Below are 15,789 nucleotides of genomic sequence, written 5' to 3' on the forward strand. Positions count from 1 at the left end.
TTTTGCTTACGCGCGCCGGTACCGGAAGAGAAAGGGAACTGTGATAGACTGCGGCCGATGCGTTGTTCACTCGCGAAACAACCCTTTGCTCAGAGTCAATGTCGTGAAGCTCTCTTCCTACCTTCGGCTGGCCTGCGTGGCGGCCGGCGTGATGGTCTTAACCGGTTGCGGCAGCATCATCAGCCGCACCGTGCCCGGTGCGGGGCATGGCCACCAGTACTATCCCGGCGTGCAGTGGGATTTGCGCGATACGCCCTGGCGTTACGTCACGGTGATAGACGTGCCGCTGTCGATGGTGGTGGACACCTTTATGCTGCCGTTCGATGCGCAGCATGGCCCCTATGAATAAACCTGCTCAGCGGGTGGCGAACACCACCAGCTGATAGCCTTTCTGCCCGCAATGGAAAGGTGCCAGCGCCGTCATGCCCAACCCTTGCACATGAGCGACCAACGAATGCGGATTGTCGTCGTCGATAAACAGCGCGCCCACGTCGTAGTCATGACGGGTGTGCGCTTTGACGGCGGCGTAGAGGCGTTTCAGCACGCCTTTGCCGCGCCAGGCTGCGTCGAGGCAAACCGGGCCGTAGAGAAACACCCGCTGCTCACTCAGCGCCCGCCCGGCGAAGGACTGCGTGGCGAGCGTCGCCAGCATCGCATCCACCACCGGCGGCCGCGGTTGCACGTCGGCGGGCATCAGGCAAACGAACCCGGCCAGTTGGTTCTCCTGTTCGGCCACGAGTATGCCGATGCCGCGGTTGATCGCCGTCAGCTGCGCCTCATTCATGCGCGATACGATAAATCCCTGCCGTTTGTGGCGCTCGTCGAGTGCTTCCGGCACGTTTTCCCCCTGCAGCTGTAAAATGGCGGGGTAGTCGGTAGGGCGGGCCCGGCGGATAATCATACTGCCTCCTTGGCGATAAAAACGTGGTGCGGGTTAACGTTCATCCCATTCATCGGCCGCGGCCTGGCCTTCTTCGGTATCCAGCGGCGGCTCGAGCTGGAAGTCGCCTTCTTCCCATTCGTACAGGGTATTTTCGTCTATCCACTCGGCGGTGATCTCCACCTCGTCGTAGTCACCGTCGAATATCGCCTGCGCCGCCGCACCGCTGCGCAGCGGCAGGCATTCCACCGTTTCGCCTTCTTCTTCGAAGAACTCGGCCTGCCACATCGTGTCGCCATCCTGCATCACGTACTTTTGCAGATTGAACTGCTGCGGCACCGGCGGTTCGTCATCGCCGCCGCCTTCGGCGGTGTCGATAAACTCTTCACGTGCGGCCTCGATGGCTTCTTCCAGGGTTGCATACAGGCTCATGTTCGCCTCCGTTGACAATGAGAGTAGAGCGCCCGGCGCATTGCCGGTGCGGTGGGATAAACGTCAAAACTAATTGTTGTCTCACTGGCGCAGGATGCAAATTTTTTTGTTGTCCGCTTTGCGACGACGGTTGTCCGCAAAGCGGGAGAAGAGGAGGCGATGGCGGGAAATAATGGCGCTATCGTTCACTCAGTTGCCAGGAGAAGCCCATGTTAATCGACCCTTCAAGCAAATACCGACCGTTCCCGCCGGTGACATTACCGGATCGTCAGTGGCCTTCGCGTACCCTGCGGCAGGCGCCGCGCTGGTGCTCCAGCGATCTGCGCGACGGCAACCAGGCGCTGGCGGAGCCGATGGATAACGCGCGCAAGCGCGAATTCTATCAATTGTTGTTGCAGTGCGGTTTCAAAGAGATTGAGGTGGCTTTCCCTTCGGCGTCGCAAACGGATTTCGATTTTGTGCGCACGCTGATCGACGAGCAACTGATCCCGCACGACGTCACGATTCAGGTGCTGACGCAGTCGCGAGACGATCTGATCGATCGTACCTTCGAGGCGCTGCTGGGGGCACCGCGGGCAATCGTGCATCTGTACAACGCCACGGCGCCGATGTTTCGCGACATCGTGTTCCGTCAGGATAAGGCCGCAACCGTGGCGCTGGCGGTGAACGGCGCGCGGCGCATTCGTTGGCATTGCGAGGCTCAGCCCGATACCGCCTGGTGCTTCGAGTATTCGCCGGAAACCTTCTGTTTTACTGAATTAGAGTTCGCGCTGGAGATCTGTGAGGCGGTGGCGGAGGTGTGGCAACCGGGGCCGCAACGGCCGATGATCATCAACCTGCCGGCGACGGTGGAGGTGAGTATGCCCAACGTGTATGCCGATCAGATTGAGTGGTTCTGCCGTCACTTCAGCCGTCGCGCCGATGTGGCGATCAGCGTACATCCGCATAACGATCGCGGTACCGGCGTGGCCTGCGCGGAGCTGGCGCTGCTGGCCGGTGCCGATCGGGTCGAAGGCTGCCTGTTCGGCAACGGAGAGCGTACCGGCAACGTCGATCTGGTTACGTTGGCGTTGAATCTCTATACCCAGGGCGTGGCGCCGGGCCTGGACTTCAGCCGCCTGAAACAGGTGGTGGAAGTGGTGGAACAGTGCAATCAGCTGCCGGTGCATCCTCGCCATCCTTATGCCGGTGAGCTGGTGTTTACCGCCTTCTCCGGTTCGCATCAGGATGCGATCAAAAAAGGTTTCGCCGCGCAACGGCAGCGACAAGATGGCTGGTGGCAAGTGCCTTACCTGCCGCTCGATCCCGCCGATGTCGGCTGCAGCTATGAGGCGGTGATCCGGGTCAACAGCCAGTCCGGTAAAAGCGGGGCTGCCTGGCTACTGGAACAAAATCATGGGCTGGCGTTGCCGCGCGGTCTGCAGATTGATTTCAGCCAGGTGGTGCAGCGTGCGACCGACGGCAGCGGGAAGGAAATGAGCGGCGCACAGCTGTGGCGCTTATTCCGCGACACCTATGGGCTGGTGGAGCAGCCGTGCTTGCAGCTGTTGAGCTACCAGACGGAAAGTCATGGGGTAGAGGCCTACAGCTTCAACGCGCGAGTTGCCTGCGAGGGAGAGCCACTGCGTCTGCAGGGGACCGGCAACGGTCTGCTTTCCAGCGCGGTGGATGCGCTGCGCCAGCGCTTCGGCTTGCCGCTGGCGATTGAGGATTACCACGAGCACACGCTGGGGCATCAGAGCGACAGCCGAGCGGTGGCCTATATCCGCTGTGCGCTGCCGCAAGGTGAGGCGACCTACGGCGTTGGCATCGACGTTGACTCCGCCAGCGCTTCGCTGCAGGCGCTGTTCAACGTTGCCGGGCGCTATCTGTCGTCGGCGCGGTCCGGCTGAAATAGTCGCTGGGCGCGACCCCCAATAACCGGCGGAACATGGCGCTGAACGCGCTGGGGCTGTCATAGCCAAGATCCAGCGCCACTTCCAACACCGAGCGGCCGGTCGCCAGCGCGTTCAACGCCGCCAGCAAGCGGGCGCGCCGCACCCAATCACTAAAATGCAGCCCGGTTTCTCGCTGGAAGCGCCGCGACAGGGTGCGTCCGCTGACGCTGAGATGAGCGGCCGCCTGTTCCAGCGTCCAGGGCTGTGCCAGCGTGGCCTGAATATGGCGGCATAAGGCAAGCAGTGAGGCCTCACGCGGTTCGGGCAGGTGCAACGGCAGGATCGGCAGCATTCTCAACTCATCCAGGATCAGTTCCATCACGCGCTCATCGCGCCCGCCGCTGGGATAGCCGGGTGCAATCTCCATCGCACAGATAATCAACTCGCGCAGCAGCGGCGAAATCTGCACCACCTGGCATTGGGCCGGCAGATCGGCGCGCGCCAACGGATCGACAAACAGCGTCCTGGCCGCCACCTGGCCGGTGATGCGCAGGCTGTGCACTATTTTCGCCGGCACCCAGACGCCGCGGCCGGGTGGCACCACCCAACTGCCGAGCCGGGTCGTGACCTGCACTACGCCGCTCAGGCTGTGGATCAGCTGCGCGCAGTTATGGTAGTGATCCGGCTCGCTGTCGCCGTGGCGATAATCCTTGGCCAACGGCCGGATGGGCTGATCGACCGGCAGAACGTCATGAAACAGCAGCATCGTTAGCGGCCTCCGCGCGGCAAAAAGGGGGATGACAGCATGCCATGCGGCGCGGTTCCACACCAGCCTGTGGCACGCGGCAGATGAATAGTTTATAAAATGATATTATATAATTTTATAAATTGATTGGAGGGGTGATGGATATTGACGCGATGCGCAAGGCGGCGGCGCAGGCCGGCGCGATGCTGCGCACCTTGGGCAATGAAGATCGGCTGCTGCTGCTGTGTCGACTCAGCCAGGGCGAGATGGCAGTGAGCGAGCTGGCGCAGGCGCTGGCTATCCGCCAGCCGACATTGTCCCAACAGCTTGGCGTGCTGCGCGAGGAGGGGCTGGTCTCCACCCGGCGAGCCGGCAAGCAGATTTACTATGCGGTGGCCGATGCCAAAGCGCTGGCGCTGCTAACGACCCTGTATCAACTGTATTGCCCACAGCCGGAGAACCGCGATGACCATTGACTGGCAACACTTCACGCCCTATTCCGCGCTCGCGGGCGGGGCCATTATCGGCGGTGCGGTAGCGCTGCTGCTGCTGTTCAACGGCCGCATCGCCGGCATCAGCGGCATTACCGGCGGCTTATTGAGCGCGGGCGGCCGGGAGCGGGGCTGGCGCGCCGCATTTCTTGGCGGGTTGCTGATTTCTCCCTGGCTGTATGCTGCGGCGGCGGCTTTGCCTCCTGGTGAGATCGCGGCCGGCAGCGGCTGGCTGGCGATCGCGGGGCTGTTGGTGGGGGTGGGTACCCGATTGGGCAGCGGCTGCACCAGCGGGCACGGCGTGTGCGGCGTCGCGCGGTTGGCACCGCGATCGTTGGCCGCCACGGCGGTGTTTATGCTGCTGGGCTTTACGACCGTGTGGCTGATGCGCCATCTGCTGGGAGGGTGAAGATGCTTAAGTCTCTGTTGGCGCTGCTGAGCGGCGTGATTTTCGGCCTGGGGTTAATTATCGCCGGCATGGCCAATCCCGCTAAAGTACTGGCTTTTCTCGATATTACCGGCCAGTGGGATCCTTCGCTGGCGTTGGTGATGGTTGGGGCGATTGCGGTGGCGGCGCCGGCCTTTATGTGGGCGCGCCGACGCCAGCGGAGCCTGTTGGGGGAACCGCTGCAGATCCCGGCCGCCGGGCGTGTGGATCGCCGTTTGCTGGTGGGCAGCGCGCTGTTCGGCATCGGTTGGGGCATGGCGGGCATTTGCCCTGGCCCGGCCTGGGTGTTGGCGGGGGCGGAAATACAACGGGTATGGCCGTTCCTGCTGGCGATGCTGGCGGGCATGGCGCTGTATGAGATTATCATGAGGTGGAGGCGTTCATGTCGATAGCCAAGGCGGTGCTGCGCATTGCGCGCCCGACCGATCGGTTGCAAGAGATTGCCACGCTGTATTGCCGCGGGTTGGGGTTTGAAAGGCTGGGCGAGTTTGTCGATCATCAGGGCTTTGACGGCATTATGATCGGGCATCCGCAGCATGCCTACCATCTGGAGTTCACGCAGCATCGCGGGGTGCGGGTCGGGCAGGCGCCGACGCAGGATCATCTGCTGGTGTTTTACCTGCCGGATGAGAACGAATGGCGAGCCGGGTGTGAGCGGATGCGGGCGGCGGGATTCTTGGCGGTCGTCGCCTATAACCCCTATTGGGATAGGGCGGGGCAAACCTTTGAAGATCCTGACGGCTACCGGGTGGTCCTGCAACATCAGGCCTGGCAAGCATAAAAAAAACCGGCGCCTCGAGCGCCGGTTTGCGAGATAAAAACGGGTTATCCGTCAGGCGTTGGTCGCCGGTTTTTGCGCGCTCTTGGACTGGGTATTTTCCAGCATGCGGCGAATCGGCACGATCAGCACGATCAGCACGGCGGCGCAGATCAGCAGCGCGACGGAGCAGCGAGCGAACAGATCCGGCAGCATATCCAGCTGGTCGGCCTTGACGTGGCCGCCGATCAGGCCGGCAGCCAGGTTGCCCAGCGCGCTGGCGCAGAACCACAGCCCCATCATTTGCCCGCGCATTCTCTCCGGTGCCAGCAGCGTCATGGTGGCCAGCCCGATCGGGCTCAGGCACAGTTCACCCAGCGTCAGCATCAGGATACTGCCCACCAGCCACATCGGCGATACGCCGGCGCCGCCGTTGCTGAGCACATTCTGCGCGGCCAACATCATCAGGCCGAAACCGCCGGCGGCGCACAGGATACCGATCACGAACTTGGTGATGCTGCTCGGACGCACGTTATTGCGCGCCAGCGCAGGCCAGGCCCAGCTGAACACCGGCGCCAGCAGGATGATGAACAGGGCGTTGATCGACTGGAACCACACCGCCGGGATCTCGAAGCCGCCGACCATGCGATTGGTGTAATCGTTGGCGAACAGGTTGAACGAGGTCGGCTTCTGTTCAAACGCCGACCAGAAGAACGCGGCGGAGATCAGCAGAATGAAGCACACCAGCAGGCGTGCACGCTCTTTGCGGCTCAGGCCGGCAAAGGCGAACAGGTAGATGAAATACAGGGTGACCGACGCGGCGATGACGTACACCAGCACGCTGGCTACCTCAACCGGGTTGATGACGATGGTGCCCTGAGCGATCAGTACGATGACCGCAGCCAGGACTACCGCCAATGCCAGCAGCCAGGCGCCGACGCCTTTTTTCTTCGCGACCGGGCTGTTCCAGGTGGAATCCAGGCCCACTTCGCGGTCATAGCGTTTCATCGCCGGTACGGCGAACACCCGGAAAATCACCAGCGCCACCAGCATCCCGATACCGCCGATGCCGAAGCCCCAGTGCCAGCCGTGTGACTTGATCAGCCAGCCGGAGATCAACGGGGCGATGAACGAACCGATGTTGATGCCCATGTAGAACAGCGAGAAACCGCCGTCGCGGCGCGCATCGCCTTTCTTGTACAGCGTGCCGACCATCACCGAGATACAGGTCTTGAACAGGCCGGAACCGAGCACGATGAACATCAGGCCGATGAAGAACAGGTTGGTGCCCATCACCGCGGACAGGGCGATCGACAGGTGACCGAGGGCGATCAGGATAGACCCGTACCAGACGGCCTTGCGTTGGCCGAGCCAATTGTCCGCCAGCCAGCCGCCCGGCAGTGCCGCCAGGTACATGCTGCCGGCGAAAATGCCGACGATCGCCGACGCGTTCTCACGCGCCAGACCCAGGCCGCCGTCGTACACGGTGGCGGCCATAAACAGGATCAGCAGCGGACGGATGCCGTAGAACGAAAAGCGTTCCCACATTTCGGTGAAGAACAGAGAACCCAGCGGATAGGGATGGCCGAAGAAGGTCCGGCTTTCTGACTTATTGACAGAGGATTGCATAACGATTTCCCAATAAAAAGGCGCTGCATGGCTGCAGCCCGTACTGTGGTTGTATGTGTATTTAATGAAGGCGATCCGCCCAATGCGGATTACCCGACAAAACCGTGGCTGCAACGCTGATAAACCGTGGAAAGCGTGCTGACCTTTTTTCACTTGGCCGATGGTTCACATCTGGCGTGATATTATTTAACCATTTGATAACTGGTCGTTGGTTTTGTCTAGTACCTGTATCCCATTTTTTAGACGAAAAGTCGACAAGCATCTCCTTTTCTGGTTTTTCTGTTGGTTGTGGCGGGAATATGATTGACAGCGGGTTTTATGCGCTGAAAGTTAATTAATTGTTGATAAACAAGATGTTGAGGTAAGAATGTTCCGAGTGGGCCGAAAATTCGCAGGCCCGAAGGAAGCATTATTAAAAGTAGGGGAAACGCGGCGTTGATCCGGCCAATGGCTGAAATTGGCGATAAATGCAGCTATTGTTCTTCCTGCAGCGTGTCTTCCCGCATGTAGCCCGGCCGCCGCCGCAGACACCACCAGGAATAACCGGCGTTGAACAGCACCACCAAAGCGGTGACGCCGAAGACTGCACGAAAACCGTAGCCGGCGGAGACCGCGGCGCCAAGCAATGGGCCGCTGACGTTGCCGACGTCACGGAACGACTGGTTATAGCTGAAAATGCGGCCGGCCACCTGATTGGTGCAGTTGTAAATCAGCAGCGTCTGTACCGCCGGCAGCAGCGCGCCGTCGGCCGCCCCCAGCAGAAAGCGCAGCACCCCGAGCTGCCACGGCGTTTGCACGAAGGCCATCGGGATCAGCAACAGCACCGAGACGATCAGCATACATATCAGAATGCGCTCCGGGCCGATGCGATCGCCCAGCTTGCCCAGCCGTGGAGCGCTCATCAACGCCGCGACGCCGGGCACCGAGGCGATCAGCCCGCTGATAAACGCCAGGTTATGGGTGGCGCCGGCCAGATCGCGCACATACAGCGTCAGGATCGGCGCAATTGAGCCAGTGGCAATCTGGATAATCATGGTAGTCACGAACAGGCTGAGCACCAGCTTCGGGTTTTTCAGCGAGGCAAACACCTGCCGTGCGTGCAACATGTCGCGTTTTTGTACCGGGGTGAATTGCTCTTTGACATACAGCAGCGTCAGCACGAAGCAGACGAACAGCACCGCAGCGGTGATGTAAAACACCGGGCGCAGACCATAGAGGTCGGCCAACAGGCCGCCGATCAGCGGGCCGATCAGCGCACCGCCGACACCGCCGGTTGACAGGGTGCCGAGCGCCCAGCCGCTGCGGTTGCGTGGCACCTGGGTGGCGATCAGCGCGTTGGCGTTGGGTATGAACCCGCCAAGCAGCCCCAGCACCGCTCGCAGCGCGAGAAATTGCCAGACCGTTTGCGCCATGCCCATCAGCACCATGACGATCGCCATGCCCAACGCTGAGCGCAGCAGCATCAGTTTACGGCCGCGTCGGTCGGCCAGGGCGCCCCAGAATGGCGCGGCGATAGCGGAAAACAGGAAGGTGATGCTGAACAGCAGACCGGACCACATGTTGAGCGCCTGATGGCCGGTTACACCCAGCGTCTCTACATACAGCGGCAGAAACGGCATCACCAGGCTGAAGGCGGCGCCGGTGAGGAAACACCCTACCCAGGCGACGAAAAGGTTGCGTTTCCAGTTAACGGGTTCTGCTGCCGAAGCCATAAATGTCCACTGCCGAAAGGTGACGCGCTTTGCCGGCGGCAAGATGAAGGGGCAAAGCGTGAAAGTTAGCTTGGTAAGTATGCGCCGCCAGCGCGGCGACGGCAAACGAGGGGACAAGGATTGGGCAAAAAATGAAATAAAGTTTTAAAAAAGACGTTTAAACCTTATTCCGCGCTTAGCGCGCGGAATTTACAGCGTTTTATAGTCCGGCCAGCGCCTCGAAACCGGCGGCGGTGGTGGTGGCGCTAAAGTCGGTGACCTCGTAGTGAGCCACGGCGTTGAAGGGATCTTCGGCCAGGATGGCGTCTAACCGCGCACGCTCAATGCCCTTGGCCAGGATCACGCCGCCGGTGCGGGGATTTTTGCGGCCGGAGGCGACGAAGGTGCCGTCCTGAAAATATTTCTTAAGCCAGGCGATGTGCCCGTCAAGGTGGCTGTCGACTTCGGCGATCGGGCGATGGTAGGTCAGGCTGACAATGTACATAGCGGCTCCAGGTTGGCGGCAAAGGCTTTACCATCCCACCCTCGCCGTCGATTCTCAAGAGGCGCGCAATAAAAAACCCGCCGGTGGCGGGTTTGCTTTATCAGTAGAGCGAAGGCTCGCCTTCCGGGCGGGTCTTGAAGCGACGATGCAGCCACATATATTGGTCAGGCGCCATCAGGATCTCTTTTTCCACCACTTTATTCATAAAGGCGGCGGCCTCGATTTCATTATCCAGCGGGAAGTTTTCCACCGCCGGTTGCATGATCAGCTCATACCCTTTGCCGTCCGGCAGGCGGCGCGGGGTGAACGGAATGATCGCCGGTTTGCCCATCCGCACCAGCACGTAGCTGCCGGTGGTGGTAGCGGCCTTGTCGACCGCGAACAGCGGCACGAAAACGCTGCTGCGCGGGCCGTAGTCGTGATCCGGCGCATACCAGATGATATCGCCCTGTTTCAGGGCGCGGATCATGCCTTTGACGTCCTTGCGATCCAGCATCGACTTGTTGGAGCGCATGCGCCCCCAAGTTTGCAGCCAGTCCATCAGCTTGTTGTCGTGCGGGCGGTAAACGCCGATGCCCGGGTTATGAATGCCGAAGATGCGCGCGCCCAGCTCCAGCGTCAAAAAGTGCAGGCCAATCAGCAGCACGCCCTGGTGGTTGTCGCGCGCCTTTTGGATGTGTTCCAGGCCGCTGACCTTGAACCAGCGCTCGATGCGCCAGTTAGGCCAAAACCACGCCATGCCGGTTTCAAACAGCCCCATGCCGACCGATTCGAAATTCTTTACCACCAGCGCATCGCGTTCGGCCTGCGGCATGTCGGGAAAACAGAGCTCGAGGTTGCGTTGGGCGATAGCGACGCGGCGCTTGAGAAAGCGCATGGCAAACCGCCCGATCGAGGTGCCGAGCCAGTAGATGACGGGGTAAGGCAGCAACACCAGCAGATAAAGCAAGCCGATGCCGACCCAGGTCAGCCAATAGCGTGGGTGCAATAAGGAGCGATTGAAAGTAGGAACTTGAGTCATGGGTTCTCTGTTTGAATACGGTTGTTTAAGTGTAATGACAGAGTCATAGCATGGTCTGGCAGCCGGGTGAGTTCGGCCGCAAGGTTCGTTTCTGCCGTTTGTTTGCGACTATTGTGGCATTTTTCTCGTGCTCCGGGAAAACACAACGCATTAAAATCCCCTTTTCGGCGTTAAATATGCATCAGGTGCCGGATTTTTCCACAATATTTCCCGCTAAAGGCCAACGGCAATATCATGGCCGGGCATTATTCAGGAGCAACCGTGTAGGCATGATGGCGGGGCTGCGCGGCGGCGGTTTTTCGGGTATGATGTGCGCCGCGCGCGGGCCGGCAGGCTGCGCGCGATAATCAGTCACCTCCCGAAAGACAGGAAAGTACACCATGCCAGTGTTACATAACCGAATTTCTAACGAGGAACTGAAGGCGCGCATGCTGGCGGAAACCGAGCCTCGCACCACAGTTTCTTTTTACAAATACTTCTCCATCGACGATCCCAAAGCGTTTCGCGACAGCCTGTACGTTCAGTTCGAAAAACTGAAGGTGTTCGGCCGCATCTACGTGGCGAAAGAGGGCATCAACGCGCAGATCAGCGTGCCACAGCATAATTTCGACGCGTTCAAAGCCGCGCTGTTCGCCTCGCACCCGGCGCTGGATCAGGTGCGCCTGAACATCGCGCTGGAAGACGACGGCAAATCCTTTTGGGTGCTGCGCCTCAAGGTGCGCGAGCGTATCGTGGCCGACGGCATCGATGACGAGAGCTTTGACCCAAGCAACGTCGGCGAGTATCTGCAGGCCGATCGCGTCAATCAGATGATCGACGATCCGAATACGGTATTCGTCGATATGCGCAACCACTATGAGTACGAAGTCGGTCACTTCGAAAACGCCATCGAGGTGCCGTCGGATACCTTCCGCGATCAGCTGCCGATGGCGGTGGAGATGCTGCAGGACAGCAAAGACAAAAACATCGTCATGTACTGCACGGGCGGCATTCGCTGTGAAAAAGCCAGCGCCTATATGTTGCACAACGGCTTTAAAAACATCTACCACGTGGAAGGCGGGATTATCGAGTACACCCGCAAAGCGAAAGAGCAGGGGTTGCCGCTGAAGTTTATCGGCAAAAACTTCGTGTTTGATGAGCGCATGGGCGAGCGCATCTCCGACGATGTGATCGCCAACTGCCACCAGTGCGGTGCGCCGTGTGACACCCACACCAACTGCAAGAACGACGGCTGCCATCTGCTGTTCATTCAGTGCCCGAGCTGCGCCGCCAAGTTTGAAGGGTGCTGCAGCGAGATTTGCCGCGAAGAGCTGAAGTTGCCGCGTGAAGAGCAGCGCGCGCGCCGTGCCGGCCGTGAAAACGGCGTCAAGATCTTCAATAAGTCGAAAGGCTTGTTGCAGACTACGATGCACATTCCGGCACCGGAAGAAGAAGGCCCAGCCCGCTGAGCCTGAGGAAATCAGAAGCCCGGCCGCCAAGCCGGGCTTTTTTTTATTTCTCGCGTACGCCTTCTACGGAGATGATCAGCTCAACGTCTTGCGACGCCGGGCCCAGATCGGTGGTGATGCCGAAGTCTTTCAGCTTGATCTTGCCGTTGGCTTCAAAGCCGGCGCGGTAGCCGCCCCACGGATCGTTGCCCTGGCCAATCAGTTTGGCGTCCAGCGTGACCGGCTTGGTCACGCCGTTCAACGTCAGGTTACCGACCACCGCATAACCGTCGCCGCTTTTCTTCACGTCGGTGGATTCAAACTTGGCCTGCTTGTTCTTCTCTACGTTGAGGAACTCGGCGCTGCGCAGGTGCTTGTCGCGTTCGGCGTGGTTGGTGTCGACGCTGGCGGTATTGATGGTCACGTTGACCTTGTCCTTGGACGGATCTTTTTCGTCGAAGGTGAAGCCGCCGTCGAAGTCTTTAAAGCTGCCGTACAGCCAGCTGTAGCCCAGGTGCTGGATGCGGAATTCGATAAAGGCGTGCTGGCCCTGTTTGTCGATCTTGTAGTCCGCCGCCAGTGCGGAACCGGCGCTCAGCAGCAGGGCGCCTGCGGTCAGGCCCAATACGGTCTTTTTCAACATAGCAATCTCCATAAGTCCAAAGGTTAATCGGCGCTGCTACCCAGCATCCGTTTCAAAGTGACATCACGATCGATAAAGTGATGTTTAAGCGCGGCCAGCCCGTGCAGTACCGAGAGCACTACCACGGCCCAGGCCAGGTAAAGGTGAATGGCGCCGGCGGTATCGGCTTGCTCCGCCATGCCGGTCACGGTGGCGGGCACGTCGAACCAGCCGAATACGCTGATCGGTTGGCCGTCGGCGGTCGAGATCAGATAGCCGCTGATCAGAATGCCGAACAACACGGCGTACAACGCCAGATGCGCGAGAATGGCGCTGACGCGAGTGAGGCGACCATAGCTGGCCAGAGGCTTGGGCGGCGGCGAGACAAAGCGCCAGATCACGCGGATCACCATGACGATGAACAGCAGCGCGCCGATGCTTTTGTGGATCTCCGGCGCCTGGTGGTACCAGACGTCGTAATAGCCCAGCGTAACCATCCACAGACCAAGTGCGAACATGCCGTACACCGTCAGCGCCACCAGCCAGTGGATCAACACTGACACATGGCCGAAACGATCGGCGGTATTTTTCCAGAGCATCCTGTTTCCTTCGATTACCGATTGGCTGGCTGCAATAATTAAACTTTAGGAAACATAAAATCAATAATAAATTTAACTATGTTACTTCTTAGAAATATTAGTCAGTGAATTTGTTTGAGATGTTCGGAGTTCATCAGATAAATCGTTGAAGATGATATTATTTCTTTCACGTAACGATTATGCTAGTTGTTGAAAATTAGGCTTATTATCTATTAATGTCAGCTTTTGTCATTTTACGTAAACCGTCCATAAATTGCTCGGTGGGATTATTTGTTGGCAAAGGTTATGCCTATTTCTCGCGGCGAAGAGCAGGGCGGAAAGATTAATTTTTTCGAACGGTTACGCGAAATCCTCTGCGGCACAACGGCGGAATTTGCTACCATTAGCGCCAAGCGTCGGCTCTTGATGGCCGGCTAACCCAGTGAAATAACAAGGAAACGTCATGGGCCGAACCCGTGTAACCGACAACAGCCTGCGTTTGGCCGTCCTGCTGGCGATGTTGGTGATCATTCTGGCTGGGGTGAAAGCCGCCGCCGACATCGTGGTGCCGTTTCTACTGGCGGTGTTCCTCGCCATGGTGCTGAACCCGCTGGTGGCGATGCTGGAACGCAGACGGGTGCCGCGCATCCTTGGGGTGACGCTGCTGGTGACGGCGGTGATTGTGGTCGTGATGCTGTTCATCGGCATGCTGGGCGCTTCGCTGAACGAGTTCGCCCGTTCGCTGCCGCAGTACCGCGGCATGATGATCGAGAAACTGCGCGAGCTGCAGTATTACGCCGATCGCTTCAATATCAGCCTCTCCAGCGAAGCGATGCTGCAATATGTCGATCCCAGCGCGGCGATGAATCTGGTTACCCGCATGCTGGGGCACCTGTCTGGCGCCATGACCAACGTCTTCCTGCTGCTGATGACCGTGGTGTTTATGCTGTTCGAAGTGCAGCTGCTGCCTTATAAACTGCAGCAGGCGCTGGATAAGCCGAATGAAGGCCTCGCCGCGATGCGGCGGGCGCTGGACGGCGTGACGCGTTATCTGGTGATTAAAACCATCATCAGCCTGGCCACCGGGGTGATCGTCTGGATCTTCCTAGCGGCGGTCGGCGTACGCTTCGCCTTTATCTGGGGGCTGCTGGCGTTTCTGCTCAACTATATTCCCAATATCGGCTCGGTATTGGCCGCCATTCCGCCGCTGATTCAGGCGCTGCTGTTCAACGGATTGGGTGATGCGCTGGTGGTGGCGGGCGGCTTTATCGCAATCAACATGGTGATCGGCAATATCCTCGAACCGCGGGTGATGGGGCGCGGGCTGGGGTTATCGACGCTGGTGGTATTCCTGTCGCTGATTTTTTGGGGCTGGCTGCTCGGCCCGGTCGGCATGCTGCTGTCAGTGCCGCTGACGATCGTGGCGCGCATCGCGCTGGAAACCACCGAGGGCGGTTATCGGCTTGCGGTTATCCTGGGCGACGGCCGCCCGCCGCGTCAGCCTCCGGCGCCGCCGGAGTGAGGAAGATCTTGCCGTTCACACCGGGCTGCGCAGCGTGTTGCAGCGCCGCTGCGTACTGTTGCAAAGGGTAAATCGCGGCAGGTTGGCGCAACGCCAGCTGGCCGCGCCGCAGCAGCTGGAATAGCTGATAAAACGCCGTTTGCCACTGCGCCGGTGCCGCCTGCGCATTCCATTTACGCAGGTGGAACAGCGAAGCACGCAGCTTCAATTCGTCCACCACGCGCCGCCAGTCCACCTGGCGCCCACCCAGCAGGCCCAGCGCCACAAAGTCGCCGCCGGTGCGAACCGCCCGCGCCAGCTGCAATCCGTCTTCTCCGCCGATGCAGTCGATAGCGGCGCGGGCACCAAAGTGGGTCATTTGCGCCAGCTGCGGCGCCTCAATAACGCGCCAGGCGCCGGCGGCCAGCAGCGCCGGGCGATGAGTGAGGTTACGCACCACCACCGCCAGACGAATGCCACGCAGCGCCGTCATCTGTGCCAGCAGCAGGCTAACGGCGGAGCCGCCGCCGTTGAGCAGCAGCACGTCGCCGGCGTTGAGCGGCAGCCATTGCGTCAGCAGCACCCAGCAGGTGAGCGGGTTGATATAGATTTGCGCCGCGCTGGCGTCGTCGATGTCGTCCGGTACCCAGACCACCCGTTCTTCAGGCAGTGTGACGAAGGTTTGCCAGCTGCCGTCACCCGCTACCGCCAGTGCGCGTCGGCCGGTCGAGCGTCCGCTTTGCGGATCGACGATGACGCCTACGCCTTCATAGCCAGGCACCTGCGGCAGGGCGATGCGGTGCGCGTATTGGCCGTGAATCGGGATCAGGTCGGAAGGGTTGATCGGGGCATAGCGCATCTGCAGCAGCAGCCGGCCGGGGCGCAGCGGCGGCCTGCTCGTCTGCTGCAGCGCCAGCACCTGGGCGGGATCGCCGAAGCGGCTGAAGCTCAATCGGGGAAATGACGACGGCATGGGTTACATCACGAAGAAAAAATAGACATCCAGCGCCAGCAGCACCAGCCACAGACAAAGATACAGCACCAGGTGCTCACGCACGTTGTTGACGATAGCCGCCAGTATTCGGTTTAACATTTCAGCCGCCTGAAGAAAGAGACCTTTGATTATAGTCCTTTTCTCGGCACCTTTTATAGCGGGGCGCGCGCTAGCGCTGGAAGAGTGGCGAT

The 15,789-nt window shown here is 59.9% G+C and carries 20 protein-coding genes; 9 read left to right on the forward strand and 11 right to left on the reverse strand.

The genetic code is table 11. From position 1 onward, the window contains the following. Nucleotides 1-151 precede the first annotated feature (151 nt). Nucleotides 152-349, forward strand: coding sequence for a YceK/YidQ family lipoprotein (locus tag WCL58_RS17085; protein ID WP_046688460.1), 198 nt, complete (start codon nucleotides 152-154; stop codon nucleotides 347-349). A 6-nt stretch (nucleotides 350-355) separates the two neighbouring features. On the opposite strand, the gene WCL58_RS17090 is transcribed toward WCL58_RS17085, so the two are convergent. Then, entirely contained in the window at nucleotides 356-901 is a 546-nt protein-coding gene (locus WCL58_RS17090) for a GNAT family N-acetyltransferase (RefSeq protein WP_197794364.1), read from the reverse strand. A gap of 33 nt (nucleotides 902-934) precedes the next feature. Further along, nucleotides 935-1,312, reverse strand: coding sequence for a MysB family protein (locus WCL58_RS17095; RefSeq protein ID WP_102984855.1), 378 nt, complete (start codon nucleotides 1,310-1,312; stop codon nucleotides 935-937). A 209-nt stretch (nucleotides 1,313-1,521) separates the two neighbouring features. Here WCL58_RS17095 and leuA point away from each other — a divergent pair, with 209 nt between their 5' ends. Continuing rightward, entirely contained in the window at nucleotides 1,522-3,204 is a 1,683-nt protein-coding gene (gene leuA, locus WCL58_RS17100; protein ID WP_336851415.1) for a 2-isopropylmalate synthase, read from the forward strand. On the opposite strand, the gene WCL58_RS17105 is transcribed toward leuA, so the two are convergent. Beyond that, nucleotides 3,161-3,955 (reverse strand): AraC family transcriptional regulator, encoded by a 795-nt coding sequence (locus WCL58_RS17105; RefSeq protein WP_336851416.1) that lies wholly within the window; start codon nucleotides 3,953-3,955, stop codon nucleotides 3,161-3,163. The two genes, leuA and WCL58_RS17105, sit on opposite strands and share 44 nt — an antisense overlap. A 137-nt stretch (nucleotides 3,956-4,092) precedes the next feature. Here WCL58_RS17105 and WCL58_RS17110 point away from each other — a divergent pair, with 137 nt between their 5' ends. Genes WCL58_RS17110 through WCL58_RS17125 form a run of 4 tightly spaced genes read left to right on the forward strand, consistent with a single transcriptional unit; the run spans nucleotide 4,093 to nucleotide 5,654 of the window. Beyond that, nucleotides 4,093-4,410: an ArsR/SmtB family transcription factor gene (locus WCL58_RS17110; protein ID WP_048233328.1), complete on the forward strand. Its 318-nt coding sequence runs from the start codon at nucleotides 4,093-4,095 to the stop codon at nucleotides 4,408-4,410. Continuing rightward, the gene (locus tag WCL58_RS17115; RefSeq protein WP_060440216.1) at nucleotides 4,400-4,834 is read left to right on the forward strand and encodes a YeeE/YedE family protein; all 435 of its coding nucleotides are present in this window, start codon (nucleotides 4,400-4,402) and stop codon (nucleotides 4,832-4,834) included. Before WCL58_RS17110 ends, WCL58_RS17115 begins: the two co-directional genes overlap by 11 nt. Nucleotides 4,835-4,836: 2 nt before the next feature. Further along, nucleotides 4,837-5,265 carry a YeeE/YedE family protein gene (locus tag WCL58_RS17120; protein WP_084826413.1) on the forward strand — a complete coding sequence of 143 codons (429 nt, stop codon included), beginning with the start codon at nucleotides 4,837-4,839 and terminating at the stop codon, nucleotides 5,263-5,265. Then, on the forward strand, nucleotides 5,256-5,654 hold the full coding sequence (locus WCL58_RS17125; RefSeq protein ID WP_038875445.1) for a VOC family protein: 399 nt from the start codon (nucleotides 5,256-5,258) through the stop codon (nucleotides 5,652-5,654). Before WCL58_RS17120 ends, WCL58_RS17125 begins: the two co-directional genes overlap by 10 nt. Nucleotides 5,655-5,705: 51 nt before the next feature. Here WCL58_RS17125 and WCL58_RS17130 read toward each other — a convergent pair whose 3' ends face one another. From WCL58_RS17130 to WCL58_RS17145, 4 genes are all read right to left on the reverse strand, one after another. After that, a complete protein-coding gene (locus WCL58_RS17130; RefSeq protein WP_046686847.1) occupies nucleotides 5,706-7,259 on the reverse strand; it encodes a peptide MFS transporter in 1,554 nt (517 codons plus the stop codon). A gap of 473 nt (nucleotides 7,260-7,732) precedes the next feature. Next, nucleotides 7,733-8,971 carry a multidrug efflux MFS transporter MdtG gene (gene mdtG / locus WCL58_RS17135; protein WP_049271430.1) on the reverse strand — a complete coding sequence of 413 codons (1,239 nt, stop codon included), beginning with the start codon at nucleotides 8,969-8,971 and terminating at the stop codon, nucleotides 7,733-7,735. Between the two features lie 199 nt (nucleotides 8,972-9,170). Continuing rightward, entirely contained in the window at nucleotides 9,171-9,455 is a 285-nt protein-coding gene (locus WCL58_RS17140; protein ID WP_049199424.1) for a YciI family protein, read from the reverse strand. Between the two features lie 100 nt (nucleotides 9,456-9,555). Then, a complete protein-coding gene (locus WCL58_RS17145) occupies nucleotides 9,556-10,476 on the reverse strand; it encodes a Kdo(2)-lipid IV(A) acyltransferase (protein ID WP_038875457.1) in 921 nt (306 codons plus the stop codon). A gap of 50 nt (nucleotides 10,477-10,526) precedes the next feature. Between WCL58_RS17145 and WCL58_RS17150 the strand changes: the two genes are divergently transcribed. Then, nucleotides 10,527-10,823, forward strand: coding sequence for a hypothetical protein (locus WCL58_RS17150; protein ID WP_127554732.1), 297 nt, complete (start codon nucleotides 10,527-10,529; stop codon nucleotides 10,821-10,823). Nucleotides 10,824-10,856: 33 nt separating this feature from the next. Next, complete coding sequence (trhO, locus tag WCL58_RS17155; RefSeq protein WP_033638032.1) at nucleotides 10,857-11,924, forward strand: oxygen-dependent tRNA uridine(34) hydroxylase TrhO; 1,068 nt, start codon at nucleotides 10,857-10,859, stop codon at nucleotides 11,922-11,924. Between the two features lie 43 nt (nucleotides 11,925-11,967). Here trhO and WCL58_RS17160 read toward each other — a convergent pair whose 3' ends face one another. Both WCL58_RS17160 and WCL58_RS17165 read right to left on the reverse strand, forming a co-directional pair. Beyond that, nucleotides 11,968-12,546: a YceI family protein gene (locus WCL58_RS17160; protein WP_060440214.1), complete on the reverse strand. Its 579-nt coding sequence runs from the start codon at nucleotides 12,544-12,546 to the stop codon at nucleotides 11,968-11,970. Between the two features lie 23 nt (nucleotides 12,547-12,569). Further along, on the reverse strand, nucleotides 12,570-13,124 hold the full coding sequence (locus tag WCL58_RS17165) for a cytochrome b (protein WP_033646456.1): 555 nt from the start codon (nucleotides 13,122-13,124) through the stop codon (nucleotides 12,570-12,572). A 442-nt stretch (nucleotides 13,125-13,566) separates the two neighbouring features. Between WCL58_RS17165 and WCL58_RS17170 the strand changes: the two genes are divergently transcribed. Continuing rightward, nucleotides 13,567-14,625: an AI-2E family transporter gene (locus WCL58_RS17170; protein WP_060440213.1), complete on the forward strand. Its 1,059-nt coding sequence runs from the start codon at nucleotides 13,567-13,569 to the stop codon at nucleotides 14,623-14,625. On the opposite strand, the gene WCL58_RS17175 is transcribed toward WCL58_RS17170, so the two are convergent. Together WCL58_RS17175 and WCL58_RS17180 are read right to left on the reverse strand one after the other, a co-directional pair. Then, on the reverse strand, nucleotides 14,573-15,577 hold the full coding sequence (locus tag WCL58_RS17175) for a zinc-dependent alcohol dehydrogenase family protein (RefSeq protein WP_203088800.1): 1,005 nt from the start codon (nucleotides 15,575-15,577) through the stop codon (nucleotides 14,573-14,575). The genes WCL58_RS17170 and WCL58_RS17175 overlap by 53 nt on opposite strands. Nucleotides 15,578-15,580: 3 nt before the next feature. Next, on the reverse strand, nucleotides 15,581-15,697 hold the full coding sequence (locus WCL58_RS17180; RefSeq protein ID WP_004927822.1) for a DUF2770 family protein: 117 nt from the start codon (nucleotides 15,695-15,697) through the stop codon (nucleotides 15,581-15,583). Nucleotides 15,698-15,789 lie beyond the last annotated feature (92 nt).

The sequence above is a fragment of the Serratia sp. TMDUHS_CL genome (genome assembly GCF_037137105.1).
In the GTDB taxonomy this organism is placed as follows: Bacteria; Pseudomonadota; Gammaproteobacteria; order Enterobacterales; family Enterobacteriaceae; genus Serratia; species Serratia nevei.